Below are 23,245 nucleotides of genomic sequence, written 5' to 3'. Positions count from 1 at the left end.
GCCGCCGACTACCATCCCGCGCATGACGATCCCGGAAGTCATCCCCATCGCCTATGAGCCCGATTTTCACACCGACACGGTCGGCCACTGGGACGGCGGGCAGTTCCTCGGCTCCGTCGTGGCCGTCTTCCCCGACGGCTACGCCCACACCGACGACTGGCGCTCGCACAAACACTGGCACGCCGTCCTGCACACCTTCGACGACGAAGGCCGCCACCTCGACACCCGCATCGAGCGCACCGGAACCGACGCCGACTACCGGGCGTCCGTCGACGCCGCCCACGGTCTGTTGAAGGAGTGGCTCGACACTCTTCCCGGCCACCACTTCGGAGACATCGCCATCCGGCCCTTCCATCGCGAACTCGACGGCGTGCTGTTCGGCCTCGTCATCGAGACCTTCGAAGGCGTGCGGCATGCCGAGCTCTATCCGGACAACCTCGGCTTCTACGAGCCCTGGGACGGCACCTACGACACCTGAGATCACGTGTGCACCGGGAGAGGACCCGAGCGGTGGCCGGCGCCCTTGAACAGAACGCCGGCCAGGGATTCGGACGGCGCGCTCACATGGCCGCGCCCACAGGAACCTTCTCCAGCCAGGCCTCGTCCCACGTGTGACGGTCGATCTTGCCTGTCACCGGCAGGCCTTTGAACTGCTGCAGTTCCTTGCAGATCTTCTCGGTTTGCGGGCCGAAGTCACCGTCGACCTCAAGATCCGGCCAGCCGCGGTTGTTCACCTGCCGCTGCCACTTGCGGACGTATTGGTTGTTCGTATCGCCCTTCTGCAGGGTGTGGTCGGGCGCCGGCTGAGGCTTGGTGCTGGGAGCTTCCCAGGTGGCCTCCCAGGTGTCCGGGCCGACGACGCCGTCTTCGTCCAAACGGTGCTCCATCTGGAAGTTGGCACACAGGCGCTTGCTCTCGCTCTGGTAGTCACCATCGACGGTGATGTGCCAGCCGCGCGCCCTCAGCTGCTGCTGCCATTGGCTGACAGCCGGGGTCTGGGTAGGCGGCGGATACTTCAGCGGCGGCGGCTTGAATGGCGGTGCCATCGTGTCTACCTCCTCAGATCGAGGTGGTGGGGACCCTAGGGCGGGCTGCCTGGCGCCACCCGTGTTCACGGGCCACCCGTTACGCGCGAGCTCTCGAAAAGAGGCCGCACACTTCCAGCAGAACACAGGACCGTCGGAAGGTCGGCTATCACGAAGGCTTTTGACCAACGTCTTAAAGCACTATGACCGACATCGTTGAAAGGTCCGGACTCGGATGGCATCAGCCGACGTCCATTGAAAAGAGATCGCGAAAATAGAGTCGGCACATTTGAGCGTTCCGGCCGTGGCCGGAGGGCACGGGCCGGGGTAGAGAGCCATGCGATTTATATCAACACAGAGTTTCCAGCAAAAGAATTATCACCACGAAATCCTTGACCGGAAATATCTACGCTGATACCCTGCGCTCTTGCACGCCAATGAATGCAGAAAGGACAAGCTCTCGACACCCGTGAAAATGAGGCCATGAGTTTCACTGTTCTTGGCGAAGTCCTGCCTGGGACCGGCTTCACGGTCCGGGTTCACGGAGCTGTCCGGGTTCACGGGGCTGTCCGGGTTCACGGGGCTGTCCGGGTTCACGGGGGAAGACGGCCGCGGAGCGGGATCAGCCGTGGCGAGCGGTGCCGAGGTCAGGCGGCGGACCGGGCGTGCGCACGCGCCGACGGCGTCTGGCGGCCGACGATCGCCGGAGCCTCGCCGACCAGCTCGTCATTGACGAGGGCCTCCACCATGAACAGCGCGAAATCCACCCGCCGCGTGAGATTGCTCTTGAGGATCGGGTCACCGACGTGCCGGCTCCAGACCGGCAGCCCCTGGCTCTCGCCCTCCTCCAGGTCACTGCCTCGCACGACGGTCCAGCGGGTGCCGCTGGCGAACACCCGGCGGCATGCCTCCACCTGGTCGTCGAGGTCCGCGATGCGAGCGAGCCGCGCGAGCGGGCCGAAGAGCTTGACGATCGTGCGCAGCTTGAGCCCGTACACGTCCTTCCCGTCGCGCGTGATGTGCCACCCGCACGAGAAGACCAGCCGCGCCCCCTCGGGCGCGTAATCCAGCACCGCCTGGGCCGTCCCGGTCGAGTATTGCCGGATCCCCCACGGGACCAGCACCGTGAGCACCCCGTCGCAGTCGGCGACCGCGCGCCTGATGACCTCGCGGTCGTTCGTCGCCCCCGGCAGGATCGTGATGCGCCCCGCGAACTCCTCCAGCTTCCCGACGCTCTGCTCACGGCACACGCCGACCACCTCGTAGCCCCTGTCCAGAGCGTGCCGGATCATGTAGCGACCGAGCTTCCCCGAAGCCCCGACGACGCAGACCTTCTTGCTCTTCTTGCGCCCCGGAGCACCGGCTCTCCCCGAACCTCCGTGTGTGTCCATGCCTTTCTCCCTCTGTTCCGGTCCGGCCGCAGGGCCGCTGATCCTTACACTTGTAAGATACGGCGGACGCTATCCTTACGCACGTAAGGCAGTCAAGCCCTGAGCGTTGGGAACGCCAGGGATCATCGGGAGACCGCACATGCCATCGAGCCCCGGTCGGCAACGAACGCCTCGGACCTCGCTGAGCCGAGAACGCATCCTGGCGGCCGCCGTACAGGTGGCCGACGAAAGGGGCATCGCCTCGGTCACCATGCGCAAGGTGGCCGAGCACCTCGGAGTCGAGGCCATGTCGCTGTACCACCACGTGGCGAACAAAGACGAGATCCTCGACGGGATCGTCGACGTGGTCTTCGGCGAGATCGAGCTACCGGTCGGCCAGTTCGACTGGAAGACCACCATGCGTCGGCGCGCCGTCTCCGCCCGCCACGTGCTCGCGCGCCACCCGTGGGCACTCGGGCTGATGGAGTCGCGGCGCCATCCCGGCCCGTCGACGCTGCGGCACCACGACTCCGTCATCGGGAGCCTCCGGGCCGCCGGGTTCTCCATCGGGATGGCCGCCCACGCGTTCTCCGCCCTCGACAGCTACATCTACGGATTCGTCCTGCAGGAGTCGAACCTGCCGTTCCGCACGACGGAAGAGCTGGAGGACATGGCGGAAACAATCGTCCAGCGGATGCCCGCAGGTGTTTACCCTCACCTCGCCGAGATGATCGCAGACCACGCCCTTCAGCCGGGCTACGCCTACGGGGACGAGTTCACGTTCGGGCTCGACCTGATCCTCGACGGCCTCGAAAGGGCCCTCCTCGGGCCGGGTGCCCCGGCCCGAGGAGGGCCCTTTCGTCAGACGGGCGCCGACAGATCAGCGCCACCACCTCCCGGATAGCGGCACGGAACGCCAAGATCCACTGTCGCGGCAAGCCCTAATGGACAGGCCCCTCAAGCTCACCGGCGTTGTCCGCCCGGGTCGGCAGGAACAAGGCCGTGACGACCACGATCACGGACAGCGCCGCGCTGATGATGAAGGCCAGCCGCATGCCGTCGAGGCTGGCGACCGCCTCCGCGACCCCCGTGGCTCTCAAGGCGTCGGCCCGCGCGCTCATCACGGTGATCACGAGCGCGGTGCCGATGGCCGCGGAGACCTGCTGCAGCGTGCTCAGGATCGAGCTGGCGTGGGAGTAGAGGTGACGTGGCACCGCGCCGAGCCCGAGCGTGAACACCGGGGTGAAGATCGCGGCCAGACTCACCATCAGCAGCGCGTGCAGACCCAGGAGCTGCCAGAAAGGCATGGTCATCGTGACCTGGGTGAAGCCGGCGAGCGAGAGCGTGATCCCGATCGAGCCGGGGATGACCAGGACCCGGCCGCCGAACCGGTCGAACAGACGGCCGACCGTCGGACCGAGCAACCCCATCGCGAGACCGCCCGGCATCATGAGGAGCCCGGCCTCCAGGGCGCTGAGCTCGCGCACGTTCTGCAGATACAGCGGCACCAGAATCATCGAGCCGAGCATCGCCAGGAACGCGACCGACATCAGAACCAGCCCGACCGTGTAGGTGCGGTGAAGCAGGACGCGCAGATCCAACAGCGGCACGCCGCGCTTCTGCAACGACAACTGGCGGACGACGAAGACCGCGATGAGAAGCAGGCCGACCGCCACGATCGTGGCGGCGACGCCGACGTCACCGCCCTCGAACTGGCTGAGGCCGTAGACCAGGCTGCCGAAACCGGCGGCCGCCGTCACCACGCTCAACCAGTCGACCGTGCTGAACCGGGGCTCTCCGACGTTCTCAAGCTTCTTCAGACCGCCCCACGTGATCAAGGCGGCGATGGGGAGCACCACGACGAACAGCAGGCGCCACGACCCGAACTGGAGAATCACCCCCGAGACCGTTGGGCCCATCGCGGGTGCGACCGAGATGGCCAGGCTCACGTTGCCCATCACCCGGCCCCGATCGCCGACGGGCACCACCTGCATCAGCGTGGTCATCAGCAGCGGCATCATCACGGCCGTCCCGGCCGCCTGGACGATGCGGGCGCCCAGCAGCACCTCGAAGGTCGGCGCCACGGCGGCCACCGCCGTACCGACCAGGAACAGACCCATCGCCACGGCGTACGCCCGGCGGGTGACGACCCGCTGCAGGAACCATCCCGTGACCGGAATCACAGCGGCCATCGTCAACATGAAGGCCGTCGAGAGCCACTGGGCGGTCTGCTCGGTGATGTGCAGCGCTTCCATCAACCGCGGGATCGCGTTGATGAGGATCGTCTCGTTGAGGATGACCACGAACGTGGCGAGCACCAGCAGCCGGATCACGGCCGGAGTGCGACCTGGTGCCACGGTCGCGGATTTGGCAGGTGAGTCGAGCTTCGGGCTGGGCACGGTACCTCGATCGGGGGTTGTCGGACGTGACTCGGTCATGGCTGGCGTCCCAGCCCGGGGTCTCACGTTGTGGGCGTGTACAGACTGACGTACGCCACCGACAAAACCCGTCGACCGCGCTCAACATTCCGGCAAGTGACACAAAATGTCACCCGATTTTTCCCGCACCGACAGCATCCTCGGCCCACGAACCCCGCCGACCGGCCTACGGAGGCGTGGCCGTACCGTCGCGTGCACTCCGCGCTGTTCATGCTCGAAGCCTTCATTGACGACACTCCCATCCACGAGGCGGTCCGGAACAGCTATCCGATGACGACCACCCGTGCCCATTCGGGCGGTGTGTCCGGCATGTAATCGGGATCGTCCTCGTCCCACGAGGACTGCCGCCTTGCCCGAGGGAACAGTCCCACCACCGTCCGGCACGGTGGCCGCGCATCCGGCCAGCGGGTTTGACCGTCGGTCAGAATCACGACGACGTCTGGCCGCGGCCTTGCTCGCAGCGCCGTGGCGAAGCCCGCACGCAGATCCGTCCCGCCACCGCCCACCAGCGGTATTCCCTCGGCACGGCACATCGAGTGCACAACCTGGGCCGCCGCGTCACACGACAGTACGCTGACCAGGTCGCGCCGACCGCCCACGACGCGGACGATCGCGGCGACCTCGAGAAGTGCGCTGCCCAGTTCGGCGTCGCTGACCGACCCGGATGTGTCGATGACCACGGAGACCCGCGGCGGCCTGCGCCGCAGGCTCGGCAGGACAACGCCGGGCAGGCCGGCCGACCGCCGCGACGGCCGGCCGTACGTGTAGTCCTCACCCCCGCCCGCGCCGGAGGCCGCCGAGCGAACCGCCGCGCCGAGCAGTTCCCGCCACGGCTGTGGCGGGTGAAACGCCTCCTCCGCCCACCGCTGCCACCCTTTCGGGACGTTTCCGGGGCGGGCGGTGATGCCTTCCGCTACCCGGAACCGAACCGCGTCTCGTTCCTGTGGGCTGAGCCTGTTCGCACCGTCCGGTCCGAGGTCCCACTCCCGTTCCAGCCCGTCGGCGCCGCTGCCGCAGTCCAGCCAGACCAGATCTTGTGTGTACGGCCCGAGCCGGAACTGGCGCAGATAGTCCTCCATGAGCTCCCCCTCGGTCAACCCGAGAAGCCCCGGTTCGACGGCGCCCTCGGGCCGGGCCAACCCGTCCCCGAACACGTCGTCGTTGATCTCGAAGTCGGCGGCGATGTTCATCCGCAGCCGGTCCCCCGGTCCGGTCAATCCTCGTTCCAAGGCGACCCGGTCGCTACGCCCGTGATGGTCGCGCAGCAGGTGGGAGACCTCGTGCACCCACACCCCTGCCAGTTCTTCCACGGGCGTCCGATCAACGAACGCCGGCGAGACGTAGCAGCGCCAGTCGCGGTCCACGGCCATCGTCGGCACACGTCGTGACTCCACCGTGTGCAGCGCGAACAGCGCCGTCGCCAGATAGGGCCGAGCCCGGGCGGCGAGAAGCCGTGCGGCGAAGAGCTTCTCGCGGTCCAGGGTCTCCGCCACGCCGGGCGTCATCGGTTCGGCCCCATGGCGGCTGCGGTCCGAACCGCGGCCTTGTCCGCCTGCCTGCTCAAGGACACCACCCCGGCGAGCTTCTCAATCGACGCCGGGACATCCCAATCCGCGCGACGCAGCGCGGCGAGCGTGCTCGCCGGTACGACCACCAGGTCCGGGGCTCCGGTCTCCAACGCTCGGACCAGCAGTGCCCACGCTGCGTCCCAGCGGGACTTCTCCGGCCGCTTCCGGACGGCCTCCACCACGCCGTCGAGTACGGCTTGGCGCAGGTCGCCCCGCTCCGGCAGGTCGGCCGCCGCCGGGTCGGCCAGCAGCGTCTCAGGGTCGGGCAGGTCCATCCGGTCCATACCGGCCAGCAGTTCCAGTCCGGGACCGTCCCCTACCGTGCCCCGGACCAGCATGGACAGCACATCCCGGGATGTGTTCGCCGCGGTGGCGAAGGCGATCAAACGCAGTGCCATCTCCCAACTGCGGGGTGAGGGCCATGGACCGCCCCTGCGGGTTTCGTTGCTCGGCAACCGGTGCACGAGTGCGGGACGGGCGGCGAGGAGCCCGCATACCGCACGTCGGGCGAACGTAACCGCCTCTGACAACCGATCCGGGTCGAGCCGTGGCAGCGACGCCCGCGGCCAGGTCCCGCCAAGGCCACGTACCACGACCTCGTGGTCATGAGCCCACTGCAGATGAACGAACCGGTTGGCCAGGGGTGCGCTCAGCTCCCAGCCGTCGGCCGCGGAGGACCTCGGATTGGCGGCTGCCACGATCCGGACTCCGGGGGGCAGCCGCAAGGCGCCGACCCGCCGCTCCAGCACGAGGCGGAGCAAAGCGGCCTGTACGGCCGGCGGCGCCGTGGACAGTTCGTCCAGGAAGAGCAGCCCTCGGCCCGTCCGCGCCAGCCGTACGGCCCAGTCCGGCGGGGCCATCGGGATGCCCTGGACCGCGGGGTCGTCACCCACCACGGGCAGGCCGGAGAAGTCAGATGGTTCGTGCACACTGGCGATCACCGTGGTCAGCGGTAGGTCAAGGGCTACGGCGAGCTGCTCCAGAGCCGCGGTCTTGCCGATCCCCGGCTCTCCCCACAGCAGCACCGGCAGGTCGGCTGCCACGGCAAGGGTCAGGGCCTCCAACTGCGTATCGACGCGCAGTTCTGTGGCCGTGTCGTGGAGCAGGTCGAGTAGATCGGCGGCGACGTCCAGCCTGGACGCGGTGGCAGTGGACGGAGATGCGGGCAGGACGGATGCGGGCATGAGATCACCTTTGAGGTCTGGTCGAGCCGAATGGAGGCGGGACAGGAACGCGGTGAGACAGTGCGAGGAGGGGGAGGCCGCGAATCAGCGGGGCATCGCGTGGCGCGGACGTGCGCGGTGGCCGCCGGTACGGCGGTCAGGCCGGGTAGCCGGGCCCTGTCCGAACCCGGTCAGCCCGGCCCGGAACAGCCCATGAGCGATTCGCCGCAGTGCCGCCGTCTCCAACTCGTCCTGTAGGGCGCCCCTGGGCAACGCTGCACCGGGTCCGAGAAGATCTTCAACGACGGCCAGAGCACCCGTGGTGTCGCCGTGGTCCAGGCATGCGCGGACGTCGCTGAGACACTCCGGGTCACGGTGTGCCTCGTCGATCACCTGCAGGCAGGGCAGCGGGGTGCCGGTCAGCGCGGCCAGCAACTTCTCGCGGCGGATCTCCGCCGGATCGTGGTCCAGCGGGACGAGCACACCGTCGACGAGAGCGATCCGGTGCTGGGCACCACGGCACTCGACCACGCGTCGCTGGGCTGCGCCGTACGGGATCCGTGCAGCGCTGTCCGGGGGATGGCCCGGCACAAGCGCGGACGCGACAAGCGGGTGCAGCCGGTCGGCCTCGATCAGCCCGGCGCGAAGCAACGCCAGGTCGGGCAGCACCCACGTCGCCGCGTCGGGCAGCACCGGCAGCGCCGACCCGCCGCCCCTCGCAGGGGCCGCCGAAATCCGCAGCGTCGGCAGCCCGGAGGCTGCCCTGTCCACTGCGGGCTCCAGCACCAGCTGACGCCGCCCCCCGAGTCGTACGGCGACCGCACCACCGGCACGCCCTTCCTCGCGGAGCAGCATCCACGCCTCGGCCGCCCACCGGTCCACGGCCCAGCCGCGCTCCAGCGGCACATCCAGGTTCCAAGCGGGATGGCCATCGGCGGGCGGCCGGTCCGCCCCGGAACGGACCCGTAGCTCACCGAGCCTGCGGGCGTCCCACAGGTGGCGGTGCAGGTCAAGGCGGAAGCGGCGGTGAGGACGAGGATGCGGATGCGGACCGATCCCCGACCGGGGCCCGTCCCACAGAGCCAGGCTCATCCGCTGACCGGCATCCGCCCAAGCCGGCGGAGTCCGGGCCGCGAGGTGCACCGTACGGCTGCCGCCATGCGACGCTGGATGGTATCGGGCCAGAGAGACGGTCAGGCCGGGGCGCAGCAGGCCGTCAGGGGCGATCCTCGGCATATGCCAGCGCAGCAGGTCGGGAGCCAGATGGCGGAGGTCGGCCCGGAGGAGGGCCGCGAACTCCTGGCCGTGGGCTTGAGCCGCGGAGCGCAGATTCAGATCAACGTCGACGCGTGCCGCGGCACATGCTCCTGCCCAGTCCCCGGCGGTACGGCGGGCAGTCGCAGACTCGATCATGGATGGCGGTACGGCGAACTTGCGCACGTGCAGCCAGAAGGAAAGACGGGAGTCCTCGTTCGCAGTCCAGGAGCGCATCAGCACTCACCTTGCTCGAACGGGGCCCCCAATCTGCTGAAGTAGGTATTCATCTTGATCAGCATATATCCGCCCGCACGAAAACCGCTATCACATGAAATGCCGGATTTCATGGTGGTGCCCGCTCCCACACACACAGCACCCCGGGGAGGACCGTTATCGTGCACCGTTACCGTGCACCGCTATCGCGTGTTGCGTACCTTGAGAATGGCTGTCGCGGTAAGCGCAACGACACGGTCCTCGTCATGTGACAGATCTTCGAGAGCACGTGACACCGTGTCCCCCGGGATCTCCGCGAGCGCCTGTGTCAACCGTCCACGTACAGACGATTCAGCAGCATCGTGGGCATGGCCGACTGCACCGCGGGCGAGGCGGTCGACGAGCCTAGTGGCGATCTGATCCGCCAACGCGGGATCACTCGCCAGCGCGCTCAGCGCATCGGCTGCAGCGACGTCGTTCACTCCCTCGACGATCATCTCGATGAGCGTCGGGACCGCATCGGCCACTCCCCGTGCTCCGAGTTCCAGAGCCGCATTCCTGCGGACCACGATGTCGGAGTCCGTGAGGGCTTTCCGCAGCAGTACGGTCGCCTCATCATTCCGAATCTCGGCGATCGACCGCGCGGCACGTCTCCGCACCTCGGCTGCCGGCGAGCCGAGCCCCTCCGCCAGCAGCACCAATCCGCCACCGCCCGATTGCTCCAGAGCCCACCGAAGGGCTCCGGCGACGTTCAGGTCCGTCTCACTCAACGTCGCCTCGACCAGAGCTTCCACTGGCACCGAAACCTCTTCCACCAAGGACAAGGCCGCGCGCAGGCGTTTCCCAGCGCTTTCCGACCCCAATGCGTGGAGAAGCGCGACGACCTGGAGAACGTCCGCCCAGTCGGTGGGTTCCGCGGCACCGATCCGACGGAGCCGCGTCAGCAGCTCCGTCTGAAACGCAATGCGTTCGCGCGTCTGGCGGATGAGCTCGTCGACGAGCTCTGAGGGCTTGAAGCCGGGATCATCCAGCGCGCGCCCGACCTCACGCAGCGACAGCCCCAATGAACGCAGGCTCTCGATATGGAAGATCCGCCGGATGTCCTCACTGGAGTACTCCCGATAGCCGCCCTCGGTACGGCCCGTTGGCCGCACCAGGCCGAGCGACTCGTAATGCCTGAGCATGCGGGCGCTGACCCCGGACCGCCGCGCCACGTCACCGATCAACACTGCCCATCACCCCTCCTGGCTATTCGTGCCCAGGACTACGATGCGCTTCGCCTCCTCGATCGCAAACTCGAACCCGGCGTCCGGATTGCGCAACAGCCTTTCCGTGGCGATCGCGTGCTGACGCACCCGAGGGTCGCGATCCGTCATCGCGGCGCGCAGAGTCGGCATGCTCGCCTCCCCGAGCGCGATCAGCGCCCGGCTGAGGCTCAACTGCGTCTCACGCTCGCCACGCCCGAGCTGTGTCGCCAACACTTCGGCCAACTCGGGGTCTTCACCTTCCGGCACGAGCACGACCGCTGCTCGCCAGGCGCTCCGCGCCACCTCGTCGTCGGCGTCGGTCAGAAGCGCCCGTGTGATCGCCGGCCACGCCTGCTGATCCCCGATCTTGGACAGCGTGTGCAACGCCTGGCTGCGTGCCTGCGCACGCTCCGAGCGGAGTTCATCGATGAGCTTCGGGACCGTAATCGATGCCGGATGGCGGGTCAGTGCCCACGTGAGCATGTCCCGCACGTAAAAATCGGGCTCGATCGCGCTTCGTTCAATGAGCTTGTCGACGAACCGCGGATCTGGGGTCGTGCCGATCGCCAGCACCGCCTGCAGCCGTACCGATGAGTTGCCCTCCATCCCTTGGAGAGCCCGCATCATGTCCGTGTCCTCTTTCGGCATAGTCACCGAGACCACCTCCTGGCCGCAGTGAAAGCCTTGTCACGGTGTCAAGGTCAAGCGGGCCCTCCTGCTCAGGGGCCCGGCGCGGTCACTCTGTGGCTCACGGGGATGAAAGTCACGTGTGACGGGTGGGCGGGCGTGTATGGGGTTCGTCGGTGAACCTCACGTTCCCTCTTTGACCGTGCATCCAGATACCAGCTTCTGTGGGGGACGACTCCAACATCGCCAGTTCTGTCCAGACGCCGTCGCCACCCGACTCCCGGCCGACGACCCCAGTGGACCCTTGACCAGCCCGCTTCGACCTGCGCCCCATCACCACCGAAGGGGAGTTGACCGGTACGGCAGTCGCCTCCTAACGTCGCCAAAACACGCCACCAAAGCCGCCGAATCCACCGGAACACTCGACAGCCGCATCCACCCCTGGAAGACCTGACCGCCCTCGGCCTCCGCGACCACACCCGGCACCTCATCGCACGGGCTTGTGGGCCTGTATCTCGGCCCTGTAAGTTGATCACGCGGGTGGTTGCTCACCCCTCTGGACTGATGCACCAGCGTCCAGAACAGATCATCCCCAACCGGCTCCTGGACCGGCTCGGAGAACGCGGCCGGTGTCCAGGAGTTGGAAGCGCAGTTGATGCCGCATCTCGGCACTGCTCTTCACTCTCACCTTCCGTGAATGGGGTGTGCTGGACCGACATACCCCAATCGCGCGCAGCGAGGCGCACGCAGCAATTCGTACTACCGTTCAGTTATGAACCCCTAGGCCCAGGAGGCGGAAGAACCTCCGGATGTCGTCGACGAGTAGGTCCGGTTCCTCCAGCGCGGGAAAATGGCCGCCGCGGTCGTGGTCGGTCCACTGGACGATGTTGTTCGTCTCCTGCGCGATGTGCTTCAGCAGGACGAAATTGTCGTGGGGGAAGTGGGCGACGGCCGTCGGTGCTGTGGAGGGTTCGGGCGGTGCGCCCCAGTAGTCCGCGTGCGCGCGCTCGTAGTAGATGCGTGCCGAGGAGCCTGCCGTGGCGGTCAGCCAGTACAGCATGACGTTGGTGAGCAGGAGGTCACGGTCCACGGGGTGTTCGGCCCACTCGTGGAACTTCTCCGCGATCCAGGCGAGTTGGCCGACCGGCGAGTCGGTCAGGCCGTACGCCAGGGTCTGTGGCCGGGTCGACTGAATGTCCGCGTAGCCCTGCTGGTCGCGTACCCAGGCCTGGAAGCGGAGCCAGGACCGGCGGGTGTTCGCGGCCTCCTGCGGTGAGAGTCCGGAAAGCTCTCCGGGTTCGCGCGCCATGTAGCCGTTGGGCAGCAGGTTCAGATGGACACCGATCACCTCGGGGCGCGTACGGCCCAGTTCGCGGGAGATCGCGGCGCCCCAGTCACCGCCCTGCACCCCGTAACGCTCGTAGCCGAGCCGGCGCATGAGTTCGGCGAAGGCCGCGGTCACCCTGCGCGGTTCCCAGCCGCGCTCGCGCGTGGGACCCGAGAGGCCGAAGCCCGGGATGCTCGGCAGCACCAGGTGGAAGGCGTCTGCGGGGTCCCCGCCGTACCGCGCCGGGTCGGTGAGGGGGCCGGCGACGTGGGTGAACTCGACCAGGGAGCCGGGCCAGCCATGGGTCATCAGCAGGGGCGTGGCACCGGGTTCGGGTGAGCGGATGTGAGCGAAGTGGACACGGGCGCCGTCGATCCGGGTGGTGTACTGCGGCCATTCGTTGAGCCGGGCCTCAGCGGCACGCCAGTCGTAGTCGTGCCGCCAGTACCGGGCGAGCTCTTGGAGGTGCGCGAGTGGCACCCCGTAATCCCAGTCCGCGCCGGGCAGTTCGTCGGGCCAGCGGGTGCGGTCCAGGCGCTCGCCCAGATCGGCCAGATCGGCTTCCGCGACGTCCAGGCGGAACGGCTCGACGCGCTCGGCGGAGCTGGGGTGGTTCATGTCGATCATGCGGGCATGATTCCAGGCCCGGCCGTCACCGGTCGAGCACACGTCCGTACGAGGCCAGCGATGGCCGCCCAGCGGTTCTGCAGACGCCCAGGACCCTCGGCGACCGCTCTCCCCACGGCACGGTCACGCTACCCGAGGAGATGAAGGGCCGGACGTCGACCGGGGGCAAGGGAACAGCCCCACCGACGACAGTCCGGCCGTGGAGTCAGCGAATGACCGAGGCCCGAGCGATCACGACTCCCCGTGCGCCACCGGGCAGCCGCCGGTCAACTTGCCGAGGAAATCGTTGGGGTCGTAGTAGTGCTCGACCTCCACCAGCCTCAGGTCATCGGAGAGCTTTGCCACGCTGATGCCGTACATTTCAACCGTCTGCCCGTTGGGTGGGAAACCCTGGTACTCACCCTCAAACGCGCCCCAGTGACGCCACTTGAACGTGACAACGGGTGGCGGGCTGAGCACTTCGAGAACCTCCCAGAAGAATCCTCCGGGGAATGCCCTGTGGAAGACGCGGTGTGAGGAATCGAAGGTCTCCTGCCGGCTCCGGTAGAAGACGCTGTCCCCGATCAGGATGTTGTAGCTGCCGATCTCCGCGATATCCGCCGCGGTGGCCCACGGACCGCCGTTGACGTTGGTTCTGAAACGCTCGGTGACCATCGAGACCCAGGTCGCCGGATCCTTCTTGTGCGAGACCTCCATCTCGAAGACCTGCACGATCCGCTCGACCACGGCCTCCAGCGAGTCGGGCTCGAAGTGATGCGTCCGCTGCTGCGGCATGACTTCGTGTGACAGATCGTAGTCGGGCAGACCGCCGCGCCATTCGCTCGAATCCGCGGCGGCAACCACCGCGGAACGCCCCTGGAGCCATAGCGGGATTTCGGACAAGGGAATTCCACCCTTTCGGAACGTTGCAATAGAAACGGATTAAGACGATAAATCCTTATGGATGTGTTCTGTCCCGTCAAGCGCCTGGCGTGCGATGATTCCCTAAACGAACTCGACCGCGCCCCGGCTGAGACCCCCTGAGCTGGGGCTTTCGATCAGTCGGCTCTCATCCCACCGGCGCCTGAAGGCTGCGACACGACCACCGGTCCGACGGCACCCATCTCAACGTGACCGAGCGCCTGGCCGAGATTCACTCACGCCATGGACCCGATCACCTCATCTCACGCTCCGGATGAGGTGGAGCGCGGTGCGGCCGACAGCATGGACGGCATCCTCAAAGGGTTGACTAAGCCGCCGAAGAAGCGGCGCAAGAAGGCATCCTTATGCCGTTGCTACATGCGTATTAAGCAGGCGCGACGCGGCGGATGATCCGCCCTCTCTTCGGCCCGGGCCCGCACCGGGCAGCATCCTACTGGCAGGTTTTCGTCTCGACCGAGCAGTGCTTGACCTCGGGGTAGCGGGTCGATGGCTTGTCCAGCAAGGGTTGGGGCTGCTTACGCAGGTGCAGGTCGAAGAAGGCCGCGACGTACTTGCGGGTGATGTCCATGGCGCGGACACCGGGTATGTCGGCACCGACGTCGATGCCGATCTGGTCGGCCAGCACGCCGAGGTCGGTGAAGGACGTGTGCTCCGCCCCGGTCACCAGGAGCCAGCGCTTCCAGCCGTTCAGCTGCTTCCAGTCCCGCTCCCATGTAGCGGCTGCCTCTCCCTTACCCGGGGTGTAGGTGGCCGGCTTGCCCAGGAACAGGAACGGCCGCGACAGCCCACTGTCCGGGATCCGGAGGTCTGTGGTGCCGTCCATGTTGATGCCAGCGCGTACCCGGGAGTCCTTGAGCATGGTCGCGATGGTGCTCGCTCCTCCGGCGGAGTGGCCGGCCATCGCGATACGAGACGGGTCGATCAGCCGGGCGTGCTTCCATTTCGAGTGCGACCCGATCAACTGGTCGAGCACGAAGGAGACGTCGGCCGCCCGGCTTTTCGCCAGCTTCTCCCACCACGCCGGGTTCTTGTTGATCTCGCACGTGACACAGGTGGTGACCCGTCCGTCGGGGAAGGTGGCGGCGACATTCTCGTAGGTGTGGTCGATCGCGACCACCACGTAGCCTCGGCTCGCCAGATCCTCGGCCAGCGCCGTGAGTTCGGTCCGGGGCTTGGTGTGACCGGGAGAGAGCACGATGAAAGGTAGACCGTGCCTGCGGCCTGCCGGGTGGGCGTCGGTGAAGGCGTTGGTCCGCGTCTTGCTCAGCGTGTCGGCCGGCACGCTGGTGATCCCCCCGCTCTTCAGAAGGAGCTCGGACTCCTTGGGTGTCATGTACGGAGCCCGCTTACGGCCCGGCGACTTGGCCGGATACCACAGGGAGGCCATGAGCTCCCGGGCTTTCACCGAAGGAACCCAGGGGTCTGAGCGGGAGGTGTCTTTCAGGTACAGGGATGTGGTGCCGACCGGATGCGAACCGGTCGGCTTGGGCAGGTAGAGCGTGCTGCTCAATGTCTGCGAAAGGCCAGCCGAGGCAGGCACGGACGCGGACAAGGCAGGCACGGACTGCGCGGACGCGGCCGACGTGGTCGCCATGAAGGCAAGCAGCCCGGCGGCGACCACGCCGCCGCGCAGGATCCGGCCCCTTGTGCTCTGGGAGGTGCCCCACCGGACGGTGTACGCCGACGCACCAGCGCCGCCGTACGGCCTGCCCGCGTCCACCGGCTCTGTCACATGACCCATGAATGTGTCCGCAGGCGGCGGGTGGATCCGCGCCGGGGCGGGACGGACTGATCTCCCCAGGCGGCCTACCGGGCACCGGCTGACATGCCTTGCCGTCCGCAGTGTTCGGCATCGCGCCCGAAGGGCTTGAACATTGGCAGGACACCATCGGCTTTTACGAACCCTGGGCGGCTCATACGACACCTGACCGCCTGATCCGCCTGGAAGGGGCAGAAGCGTGGAGTACGGCGGCAGGGCTCGGCTTGTCAGCGACAACTCACATACCACGCCCGTGCACGCAACGGGAGTGGACCTCGTCCACGGGCGTTGTCACCAGACAGTCACTCAGCGAGGCGGTGGCGGCAACCTGGAGACGGGTCTGGGGAACGTGCAAAATCTCAGCTGTCTAGCCTTGCTTGAGGCGGAGTGCTTCTTTGCGGACCTCAGTCTGGAGGGACCGCTCGCGCTCCAGCCACGCCGGGTTCTCCGCTTTCAGTGCATCGATCTCAGCGGTGGTGAGCGGACCGGTGATCCCACCTCTGATCAGGCCGGCAATGGAGACCCTGAGCTTCGCAGCGATGACCTGCTTAGGGTGCGGGCCGTTGCGGCGCAGGTCAACGAGCCAGGTGGGTGGCGTCGACTGCAGCTCGTTCAGCTCGTCCCTGGACACGACCCCCGCCTGGAACTCGGCGGGAGTGGCCGAGAGGAGGACACCCAGCTTCTTGGCCGCGGTCGCGGGCTTCATTGTCTGGATGGTCTTTGGCTTGGGCGAGGTCATGGCTCAAGAGTAGTCAGCCGGAACAGGTTCCTATGACATCGGTACCCTGAGGAAGTGACTGATGGAGAGACCGGCAGGACGTTTCGGCTGGCGTACGTGCCCGGGGTGACACCCGCGAAATGGGTCAACATCTGGACCGAGAGAATGCCCGACGTGCCGATTACCCTGGTCGCGGTCCCCGCCGCCGAGGTAGTGGGATTGCTGCGTAACGGCGGCGCCGACGCCGGCTTCGCCAGGCTCCCGGTCGACCGGGACGGACTCAGCGTGATTCCTCTCTACGTGGAGACCACAGTGGTCGTGGTGCCTAAGGACCACGCGATAGCCGCCGCCGACGAAGTGGCCATCGCCGACCTCATCGACGACGAGGTGTTCCATCCTCTGGACGACACCATCGAGTGGACGGTCCGGCCCGGGCTGCCCGCCTTCACCCACCCCGCCACAACAGCGGCTGCGGTCGAGCTGGTAGCGGCCGACGCTGGAATTCTCCTAGTTCCGCTGTCACTGGCACGCCTCCACCACCGCAAAGATCTCACTTACCGGCCGGTGCCGGACGCGCCGCAGTCTCAGGTTGCGCTGACCTGGCCCACCGACGCGACCACTGACCTGGTGGAAGATTTCATCGGCATCGTCCGCGGCCGGACCGTGAACAGCTCGCGGGGCCGTACCCCCACCTCCCCTGCGGAGAAACCAGCACAGCGGCAGGCAAAAAAACCCGCACAGAATGGCTCCCGTCGCCGGGCCGCGCCAGCCAGCCGTAAAAAGAAAGGCTACCGGCCTCGGTAACCTGCAGACAGATGCGTCGATCACCTTTCGTTGCTGTACGGCGCTGCCGTACGGAAGCCAGCCGCCTGTCCACCTCCGTCGATGTCGGCAACCGGATGGTCACCGCCCCTCCATCCCCCGTCGGCGAGAGGCATGCCGCACCGCTTGGCGGCGATCTCGAACAATCCGATGTCGGGCTTGCGGGGCTCCTGAGAGGGCGTAGACGTCGATGGCCTCGGCCTTGAACCTCGCCGTGAACGAGCGGCACTGTTGTTAGCGAAGCGTTGGCAAGATCCGTAGAGCAAGAGCTATCAACTGCCCCGTAACATGCCATGCAAGGCGGTTTAGCGATCTTGTCTTGCAGCAGACCAGCTACACGCCGACTCGGCCATCACGGATTGAAGGCATGAAGCTACCTTCCGTATGCGATGACGGTTCTGCCGACAACAAAGGTTCGATCTTCCCGTGCAAGAACGGTTGACTGGTGCCGGGCGGCAGACTCCCTCGGCGGCGCAGGAGCCGGGATCATGCTGCCGCGGGCGATACGGATCCGGTGCAGGCAGTGCACGCACACGAGGACCTCATCGCCCTCCTTATCGCACGGCCATTCCACTCCGGCCATGCTGATCGGCTAGAACGTGCAGTATGGCTGGCTTCGACTTCAAGTTCACATATACGGAAGTGCAGGAAGCGGTCGTCCGCGTCTGCCTGGCTGCCGGACGGGCTAGGGCCCGCAAGCTCCATGTCACGTGGCGATGGCGTCACGCCGAGCGCGGTCACTGTGTCCTGACCATCGACGGCAACTCACGCAGGATAGACCTTCTCGGCTACCGGCTTGAGCGCGATCTTCCCCTCGTTGCCGAAGGATGCATGGTTGAGGGGCTTTCCCCAGAACAGCGTGCTCGCATAGGTCGGGGCTTCGCTGACCTGATGCTGCGGGGCCGACACGTGGAGCAAGGTGGCCCTATCCCCCTAAGGGGGGTTACTAGGACTAGTTACTACTACCCGCCATACGATTACGAATGCCCGTCCGTGCCGCGTCTCCACGCCAGGCTTTCCATCACAGAAAACCTGATCGTTGCCTGGAATTTCGAGGAGATTGCGCCTGAAGTGCTTCTCGAAGAACTCCACACAGCCTGCGAGTTGGTCCTAGAGGAGTTGGTGAATAAGCGCGCGAAGAGGCTGAGCTTCGCCCAACTCATCGCTGCCGCAGAAGACGCTGGTCTCTTCGGTGACTCACGCGACCATGCCACGAGACCCACCGACCTGCTCATGGGCCTCAAGGACCTACGGAAGAACGTGCGCCACCGAGCCGCTGAAGGTGCCGGCACATGGCTGGATCGGCACTGGGAGGACGTAGCCATGTGCCTCGAACGACTGGTGCGTCACGTCAATGATCAAGTTGCCCCGAACCCTACGTAAGGCTGCTGCGGCACTGGCTGCGCTACGCATCGAGGCCGTCTCCTCCCCAGAGCCCCGTCCCCGTGCACGTGGTCGTGGCCGCCTCGGCCACGCCGATCCCGCGATCACGCTCCGAGTCTACGCCTGCGTGGTGCGGGCAGCCGAAGCCTCAGCGGCGAATGTCTTCGCGAAAACGATCGGCGACTAGCCGAGCCGCCCTGTCAGCAGGGCCGGCGGCAAGATCACGCGATCCAGCCGCCAAACACGAGGGCTCGTGAACAGCGTTTCGCCTGTTCACGGGCCTTCTGATGTGGCGCGGCCGAGAGGACTCGGACCCCAAACCGTCTGATCCGTAACGGCAGCCTCACCACACCCATTATCGCCGTTGATCAGCGAAAACATATGGCTCAGCTCACCAAGGGCGTGGATCTCAGCACGCGTAGCACGATCAAGCTCTGAGCACTTCAGCGTCATGGGAGCTATGGGGGTTGACTGGTGACACCTGGAGGGCATCAGTGGAGTTCGACAGACCAAGGTGATGCTGCGCTCCGCAACTCGATAGCCCCAGTGCAATTTTTACTAGATCAACTGAAGCCTGAGTGATAGAGTTATAGATTGTTCGGAAGTCTAGCCAGAGAGAGCAGGGTCAAGATGGAGAAGGTCGCACCCCCATGGGCTGTCAGCCTGTTCGGCGAGGAAGACGCCGACCGGATTGCCGAGGCTGTCATCATGAGCCTGCTCGCCACCGAGAACGCGATGCTTAACACTCACGCGCAGGCGGAATCTACCCTCCAGTTCGCTGCCGCTGGCGCTCGAATGACCAATCAGTTCGATCAGCTGGTCAAGCACGTAAACGCTCTGGAGATCCCGAACACGCATATCGTGGAACGTCTGCGCGTCTGGTACAAGCTCGTCGTTGTCCACAACGTGCTGCTTTTTCCCTACAGGGATGACACTAAGGAACGAGCAAAACCCGGCGCCAGGTGGCCCAAGAAGGTGACGCATATCGTGAAAGAGCTTTTCACCTTCTCGCCTGCCTCCTCCTGGGAAGCTCCCACCCTCGATGGAATGGAGGACAACGAGAAAATTGAAGTGCGAGAAGCCTTAGCAAGGCTAGCACCTACCCCTCAGCTTGTCCTAATCCCCTATGTCATGAACCTTTCAGGAGTTCAACAAGCTTGGTGGGGACAGGCTGCCTTACTCACCGATAGCGGCGAACTCGAATGGGTTGGCGAACCCGCGTCACTTCTCCCAGCAGGTAAGGCCAAGTCAACTGACGCCTCTAATCAGAGCGCCAACTTCGACACCGGAGACTTGCCCGAGGCCGAAATTAGGCTTAGGCCAGAGGCTGACCGGAAGCGGAATGTTCCGCCAATCACCGAACGAGAATCCGCAGAAGCAGATACCACCGAAAACAATGAAGGATAATCAACTCTCCCTTCCCGGAGTCCCTCAGGGTCCTATCACTCCCAAGGCGGTCTGGGAAGGATTTGATCCTGCCCGCCTGACTCAGGCACGATATCTCGCAGGGATGACAAAAAAAGATATTGCGGCGGGGATTGGCGTATCACCCGCCGCAGTAGGCCAGTACGAAACCGGAAGCACCCGCCCGCGCCCTGACCTCATTCCCCGATTGGCGGAAGTGCTCGATGTGCCAATCACATTCTTTCTAGCTGGACGGCCACACGGAAAGCTAGATTCTTCGATGGCCCACTTCCGCACCCTTCGCTCAACATCCGGAACACAACGAAATAAGGCGTTGAGCTTCGCTGAGCAGGTTTGGGAATTAACATACGCGCTTGAGAAAAGAGTGCAGCTCCCTCCGGTGAATCTACCCGGCTTCGCGGGCGGGGAGATACATCCGGGAATAGAGCTATCGCGAGACCCCGTAGAGGCTGCGAGGCAACTGCGCGAGTACTGGAATCTAGGCGAGGGCCCAGTTAGACATCTAGTTCGACAAATAGAGGCACACGGAATAGTTGTAGTGACACCAGGCCCTGATGAAACGGCTACCAAAACGGATGCATTCTCAAGTAGCGGCCTACCGAGACCCCTGGCTGTGCTTACACCGAACCGGAGCGATGATGTTTATCGCCACAGGTTCAGCGCAGCCCACGAATTGGGTCATCTAGTACTTCATGCTGTCGCTACAGGCGAGGCTCAACAGGAGCGGGAGGCAGATATGTTCGCCGCCGAGTTTCTGACTCCTCGCACAAGCCTTCACCCCCTCCTATCTCCACGAATTGATTTCTCCCAGCTAGTTGCCTTGCAGAGGACTTGGGGCGTCTCAGTTCATTCATTGATCTATCGCTATAGAGAGTTCGGTCTAGTCTCTGACGCAACCATAAGTCGCGCCTATCAGCGACTGAATACCCTGAAGCATCTTCCCGGATTTTCACCAGAACCGGTAAACGGCTATCCTGGCGAACAGCCCACCATAATATGGAAGGCATTTGAACTAGCAGAAAAACATGCTGATCTTACTGTCAATCGCCTAGCCGCCGAGTTGGCCTGGAAGCCCAATCGCGTTCGACAACTTCTGGGAATCGACGACACTCGGCCAGTTCTCAGGATTGTTTGATCACCCTCCTCGCGAGAGACCCGAATGAAGGTATCCGGGTCTCTCGTATTGATTGGTTTTGTTTCCCCGGTAGCGGAAGATGGCTTGGGGTGCATCAGGAAGTCGCGGTGGGAGATGTTCCAGGCGTAGGCACCGGCCATCAGGAACTCAACCCCGTTCCCCAGCTTCAAGTGCATGGGGGACGTGCTTGGCCATGGTGTCCTCCGGGAGTGCCGGGCTCCTACCTGCCCTCCGAGACGGTGCTGATCGCCCGGTTCGGGAGGTCGCGCTGCACGGTGCGGCGGGCGCTGAAGACGATGGCCGATCTTGAGATCGTGGTCGCAGTCCATTCGAAGGGCTGGATGGTGCGCCGCCTCGACGACCGGGGGCCGGGCCTGCTCCACCGCTACCAGGAGATCGCCGAGGACCTGTCCCGGCGGATCGCCGCCGGCCGGTACGCCCTTGGCTCGCTCCTTCCCACTGAACTGGAACTCGCCCAGGTGTATCAGTGCAGCCGGGCCACCATGCGCAAGGCACTGCGGCTCCTGCAGGAGCAGGGCCGCATCACCTGCGTGAAGGGCATCGGCCGCAGGGTCGTCTACACCGGGCAACGAGAAACGACCCATGACAGTCCGCCCACCACACCAGATCCCTGTTGACCTCGCGCCTATCGTGAAGGCCATGGGAGACATCGCATGGGCTCGCGATCTGGCGCGCAAGCTGCTCGAACGCCCGCTTCCCCGCCGCTTCGACCATTCGCGTGGGGTGGCGGGCCGGGCCGAGACGCTGTCCCCGCTTTTGGGGGCGGATGCCGTACTGCTGACCGCCGCCGCGTGGCTGCACGACATCGGGTATGCGCCCGAACTGGTGGACACCGGGGCGCATCAGCTTGACGGGGCGCGGTATCTGCGGGATGTGTGCGGGGCCGATGAGCGATTGTGCAGTCTGGTCGCGCACCATTCGTGCGCGGTGTTCGAAGCTGATCAGCGGGGGCTGCTGGATGTGCTGCATGCGGAGTTCCCGCAGGACACTCCGCGCATGGTGCGGGCGATGACCTATTGCGACATGACGACCAGCCCCGTGGGTGAGCCGGTCGACGTCGATGGCCGGCTGGCGGAGATCTACGCCCGCTACGGGGCAGACCATGTGGTGAGCCGTTCGATCCGGGAGGCGACCGGGTGCATCACCTCGGCGGTGCGGAGCATCGAGCGGGAGCTATCGGAGGTGCGGCCCGCCTCCGGCTAGGTAGTGCCCGATCCTCAGCCGCATCGACCGGTCCATCCGCAGCGCCTCGACCAGGTCGCGGGGCACCCATCGGACCTCGCGCGACTCGGTACTCGTCGTGGGCTGCCCGCCGACAGGGCGGGCGGTGAGCATGATGGAGAACTCCTGGCGGGCCTCGCCGTCGCTGGTGTAGTAGATCACGTGCCGGGGGTCGGTGTAGATGCCGACCAGGCCGGTGATCTCGCAGTCGATCCCGGTCTCCTCGCGGGTCTCCCGGACCGCGGCGTCCGTCAGCGACTCGCCCAAATCGATCGCGCCGCCGGGGACCGCCCAGTTGTCGTTGTCAGTGCGGTGGATCATCAGCAGGTCTCCGGCGTCGTTGACGACCACGACGTTCACCGAGGGGACCATGCTGTTGGCGGCCGGTGCGTCCGGGTCGTCGTGGAAGTCGATGCGCCGCGCCATGGGTCAGGAGTCTAGCGGGACGGCCCGATCCCAGACCTTTTCGAAGCTTTCCAGGTAGAGCGCGGCCATGTCCCCGGCCGGTGCCTTGCGCAGGTGCATGACCGGCGCGTCGGTGGCGTGCCGTCCCCACACATGCGTGTTGACCAGGAGTTCGTCGTCGGCGAAGTAGATGGAGTTGTACAGGATCGTCTGATGCAGCCGCATCTCGACCGTCCCACGTGCGCGGAGCGACCGGTACAGCACGAGAGCGGCCCTGATCCGCGCCGCCATGGCCTCATCCACGCCCTCATCCGCGCCGCGCTGGGCGACTTCGGCGCTGTCGGGGTCGCCGAGCAGGATCCGGACGCGTACTCCGGCGTCGGCCTTGTCGGCGAACAGCCGTACCAGGTTGCGGTCTTCGGCGACGAACAGGCCGCTGTAGACCAGCACCCCGATCTCCCGCCTCGCGGAGGCGAACAGCCGTCCCCAGGCGTCCTGCGGTACGGCCCAGCGGTGCGGGTAGACCGTGACGACCTCGCTCCCGGACGCAGCCGCCACCTGGGCGGGTGAGAG

Annotated in this window: 23 protein-coding genes; 9 read left to right on the top strand and 14 right to left on the bottom strand. The window is 65.8% G+C overall.

All coding sequences use genetic code 11. The features are described from left to right. The first annotated feature begins 22 nt into the window (after positions 1-22). Positions 23-478 (top strand): hypothetical protein, encoded by a 456-nt coding sequence (locus BLQ73_RS27500; RefSeq protein WP_093175039.1) that lies wholly within the window; start codon positions 23-25, stop codon positions 476-478. A gap of 82 nt (positions 479-560) precedes the next feature. Here the strand turns inward: BLQ73_RS27500 and BLQ73_RS27495 are convergent, their stop codons facing one another. Beyond that, entirely contained in the window at positions 561-1,046 is a 486-nt protein-coding gene (locus tag BLQ73_RS27495) for a peptidoglycan-binding domain-containing protein (RefSeq protein ID WP_093174981.1), read from the bottom strand. Between the two features lie 626 nt (positions 1,047-1,672). Continuing rightward, a complete protein-coding gene (locus BLQ73_RS27490) occupies positions 1,673-2,416 on the bottom strand; it encodes an NAD(P)-dependent oxidoreductase (protein ID WP_093174979.1) in 744 nt (247 codons plus the stop codon). Positions 2,417-2,555: 139 nt separating this feature from the next. Between BLQ73_RS27490 and BLQ73_RS27485 the strand changes: the two genes are divergently transcribed. Next, positions 2,556-3,299 carry a TetR/AcrR family transcriptional regulator gene (locus tag BLQ73_RS27485; protein WP_093174976.1) on the top strand — a complete coding sequence of 248 codons (744 nt, stop codon included), beginning with the start codon at positions 2,556-2,558 and terminating at the stop codon, positions 3,297-3,299. Positions 3,300-3,336: 37 nt separating this feature from the next. Here the strand turns inward: BLQ73_RS27485 and BLQ73_RS27480 are convergent, their stop codons facing one another. The 8 genes from BLQ73_RS27480 to BLQ73_RS27445 all read right to left on the bottom strand — a co-directional run bounded on the left by BLQ73_RS27480 (position 3,337) and on the right by BLQ73_RS27445 (position 13,744). Continuing rightward, positions 3,337-4,794: an MDR family MFS transporter gene (locus tag BLQ73_RS27480; RefSeq protein ID WP_245691475.1), complete on the bottom strand. Its 1,458-nt coding sequence runs from the start codon at positions 4,792-4,794 to the stop codon at positions 3,337-3,339. Positions 4,795-5,096: 302 nt separating this feature from the next. Then, complete coding sequence (locus BLQ73_RS27475) at positions 5,097-6,338, bottom strand: vWA domain-containing protein (RefSeq protein WP_093174971.1); 1,242 nt, start codon at positions 6,336-6,338, stop codon at positions 5,097-5,099. Next, positions 6,335-7,585, bottom strand: coding sequence for an AAA family ATPase (locus BLQ73_RS27470; RefSeq protein WP_093174968.1), 1,251 nt, complete (start codon positions 7,583-7,585; stop codon positions 6,335-6,337). Before BLQ73_RS27470 ends, BLQ73_RS27475 begins: the two co-directional genes overlap by 4 nt. A gap of 84 nt (positions 7,586-7,669) precedes the next feature. Beyond that, the gene (locus BLQ73_RS27465) at positions 7,670-9,055 is read right to left on the bottom strand and encodes a hypothetical protein (RefSeq protein WP_093174966.1); all 1,386 of its coding nucleotides are present in this window, start codon (positions 9,053-9,055) and stop codon (positions 7,670-7,672) included. Positions 9,056-9,237: 182 nt separating this feature from the next. Further along, positions 9,238-10,263 (bottom strand): MerR family transcriptional regulator, encoded by a 1,026-nt coding sequence (locus BLQ73_RS27460; RefSeq protein WP_093174963.1) that lies wholly within the window; start codon positions 10,261-10,263, stop codon positions 9,238-9,240. Positions 10,264-10,269: 6 nt separating this feature from the next. Continuing rightward, entirely contained in the window at positions 10,270-10,929 is a 660-nt protein-coding gene (locus BLQ73_RS27455) for a HEAT repeat domain-containing protein (RefSeq protein WP_218126040.1), read from the bottom strand. Positions 10,930-11,674: 745 nt separating this feature from the next. Then, positions 11,675-12,862, bottom strand: coding sequence for an epoxide hydrolase family protein (locus BLQ73_RS27450; RefSeq protein ID WP_338056661.1), 1,188 nt, complete (start codon positions 12,860-12,862; stop codon positions 11,675-11,677). Positions 12,863-13,093: 231 nt separating this feature from the next. After that, on the bottom strand, positions 13,094-13,744 hold the full coding sequence (locus BLQ73_RS27445; protein WP_093174958.1) for a nuclear transport factor 2 family protein: 651 nt from the start codon (positions 13,742-13,744) through the stop codon (positions 13,094-13,096). A 261-nt stretch (positions 13,745-14,005) separates the two neighbouring features. Here BLQ73_RS27445 and BLQ73_RS32855 point away from each other — a divergent pair, with 261 nt between their 5' ends. After that, the gene (locus BLQ73_RS32855) at positions 14,006-14,173 is read left to right on the top strand and encodes a hypothetical protein (RefSeq protein WP_176955715.1); all 168 of its coding nucleotides are present in this window, start codon (positions 14,006-14,008) and stop codon (positions 14,171-14,173) included. Positions 14,174-14,213: 40 nt separating this feature from the next. Here the strand turns inward: BLQ73_RS32855 and BLQ73_RS27440 are convergent, their stop codons facing one another. Beyond that, positions 14,214-15,524, bottom strand: coding sequence for an alpha/beta hydrolase family protein (locus BLQ73_RS27440; protein WP_245691474.1), 1,311 nt, complete (start codon positions 15,522-15,524; stop codon positions 14,214-14,216). A 385-nt stretch (positions 15,525-15,909) separates the two neighbouring features. Then, entirely contained in the window at positions 15,910-16,248 is a 339-nt protein-coding gene (locus BLQ73_RS27435) for a DUF5997 family protein (RefSeq protein ID WP_245691472.1), read from the bottom strand. Between the two features lie 87 nt (positions 16,249-16,335). Here BLQ73_RS27435 and BLQ73_RS27430 point away from each other — a divergent pair, with 87 nt between their 5' ends. From BLQ73_RS27430 to BLQ73_RS27400, 6 genes are all read left to right on the top strand, one after another. Beyond that, positions 16,336-17,064: a LysR family substrate-binding domain-containing protein gene (locus BLQ73_RS27430; protein WP_093174953.1), complete on the top strand. Its 729-nt coding sequence runs from the start codon at positions 16,336-16,338 to the stop codon at positions 17,062-17,064. Positions 17,065-17,688: 624 nt separating this feature from the next. Beyond that, the gene (locus BLQ73_RS31775; protein WP_143020471.1) at positions 17,689-18,465 is read left to right on the top strand and encodes a hypothetical protein; all 777 of its coding nucleotides are present in this window, start codon (positions 17,689-17,691) and stop codon (positions 18,463-18,465) included. 630 nt (positions 18,466-19,095) lie between these two features. Continuing rightward, positions 19,096-19,872: a hypothetical protein gene (locus BLQ73_RS31770; RefSeq protein WP_143020470.1), complete on the top strand. Its 777-nt coding sequence runs from the start codon at positions 19,096-19,098 to the stop codon at positions 19,870-19,872. Beyond that, complete coding sequence (locus BLQ73_RS27410; RefSeq protein WP_338056660.1) at positions 19,808-21,025, top strand: helix-turn-helix domain-containing protein; 1,218 nt, start codon at positions 19,808-19,810, stop codon at positions 21,023-21,025. The genes BLQ73_RS31770 and BLQ73_RS27410 overlap by 65 nt, the downstream gene beginning before the upstream one ends. 209 nt (positions 21,026-21,234) lie before the next feature. After that, the gene (locus BLQ73_RS27405) at positions 21,235-21,663 is read left to right on the top strand and encodes a GntR family transcriptional regulator (protein WP_176955714.1); all 429 of its coding nucleotides are present in this window, start codon (positions 21,235-21,237) and stop codon (positions 21,661-21,663) included. A 22-nt stretch (positions 21,664-21,685) separates the two neighbouring features. Then, the gene (locus BLQ73_RS27400) at positions 21,686-22,249 is read left to right on the top strand and encodes an HD domain-containing protein (RefSeq protein WP_093174940.1); all 564 of its coding nucleotides are present in this window, start codon (positions 21,686-21,688) and stop codon (positions 22,247-22,249) included. On the opposite strand, the gene BLQ73_RS27395 is transcribed toward BLQ73_RS27400, so the two are convergent. Further along, positions 22,220-22,693, bottom strand: coding sequence for an NUDIX hydrolase (locus BLQ73_RS27395; protein ID WP_093174938.1), 474 nt, complete (start codon positions 22,691-22,693; stop codon positions 22,220-22,222). The genes BLQ73_RS27400 and BLQ73_RS27395 overlap by 30 nt on opposite strands. A 3-nt stretch (positions 22,694-22,696) precedes the next feature. Next, positions 22,697-23,245, bottom strand: a 549-nt coding sequence (locus BLQ73_RS32850; protein WP_093174935.1) for a DUF5919 domain-containing protein, incomplete at its 5' end; no start/stop codon positions are given.

The organism is Sinosporangium album, from assembly GCF_900100605.1.
Taxonomy (GTDB): Bacteria; Actinomycetota; Actinomycetes; order Streptosporangiales; family Streptosporangiaceae; genus Sinosporangium; species Sinosporangium album.
This window is presented reverse-complemented; position numbering and strand designations above follow the sequence as displayed.

Coding starts and splice junctions, on each gene's coding strand:
- BLQ73_RS27500 (WP_093175039.1), top strand. CDS start 23: ATGACGATCCCGGAAGTCATCCCCATCGCCTATGAGCCCGATTTTCAC.
- BLQ73_RS27495 (WP_093174981.1), bottom strand. CDS start 1,046: ATGGCACCGCCATTCAAGCCGCCGCCGCTGAAGTATCCGCCGCCTACC.
- BLQ73_RS27490 (WP_093174979.1), bottom strand. CDS start 2,416: ATGGACACACACGGAGGTTCGGGGAGAGCCGGTGCTCCGGGGCGCAAG.
- BLQ73_RS27485 (WP_093174976.1), top strand. CDS start 2,556: ATGCCATCGAGCCCCGGTCGGCAACGAACGCCTCGGACCTCGCTGAGC.
- BLQ73_RS27475 (WP_093174971.1), bottom strand. CDS start 6,338: ATGACGCCCGGCGTGGCGGAGACCCTGGACCGCGAGAAGCTCTTCGCC.
- BLQ73_RS27470 (WP_093174968.1), bottom strand. CDS start 7,585: ATGCCCGCATCCGTCCTGCCCGCATCTCCGTCCACTGCCACCGCGTCC.
- BLQ73_RS27465 (WP_093174966.1), bottom strand. CDS start 9,055: ATGCGCTCCTGGACTGCGAACGAGGACTCCCGTCTTTCCTTCTGGCTG.
- BLQ73_RS27455 (WP_218126040.1), bottom strand. CDS start 10,929: ATGCCGAAAGAGGACACGGACATGATGCGGGCTCTCCAAGGGATGGAG.
- BLQ73_RS27450 (WP_338056661.1), bottom strand. CDS start 12,862: ATGATCGACATGAACCACCCCAGCTCCGCCGAGCGCGTCGAGCCGTTC.
- BLQ73_RS32855 (WP_176955715.1), top strand. CDS start 14,006: ATGGACCCGATCACCTCATCTCACGCTCCGGATGAGGTGGAGCGCGGT.
- BLQ73_RS27440 (WP_245691474.1), bottom strand. CDS start 15,524: ATGGGTCATGTGACAGAGCCGGTGGACGCGGGCAGGCCGTACGGCGGC.
- BLQ73_RS27435 (WP_245691472.1), bottom strand. CDS start 16,248: ATGAAGCCCGCGACCGCGGCCAAGAAGCTGGGTGTCCTCCTCTCGGCC.
- BLQ73_RS31775 (WP_143020471.1), top strand. CDS start 17,689: ATGGCTGGCTTCGACTTCAAGTTCACATATACGGAAGTGCAGGAAGCG.
- BLQ73_RS31770 (WP_143020470.1), top strand. CDS start 19,096: ATGGAGAAGGTCGCACCCCCATGGGCTGTCAGCCTGTTCGGCGAGGAA.
- BLQ73_RS27410 (WP_338056660.1), top strand. CDS start 19,808: ATGTTCCGCCAATCACCGAACGAGAATCCGCAGAAGCAGATACCACCG.
- BLQ73_RS27400 (WP_093174940.1), top strand. CDS start 21,686: ATGGGAGACATCGCATGGGCTCGCGATCTGGCGCGCAAGCTGCTCGAA.
- BLQ73_RS27395 (WP_093174938.1), bottom strand. CDS start 22,693: ATGGCGCGGCGCATCGACTTCCACGACGACCCGGACGCACCGGCCGCC.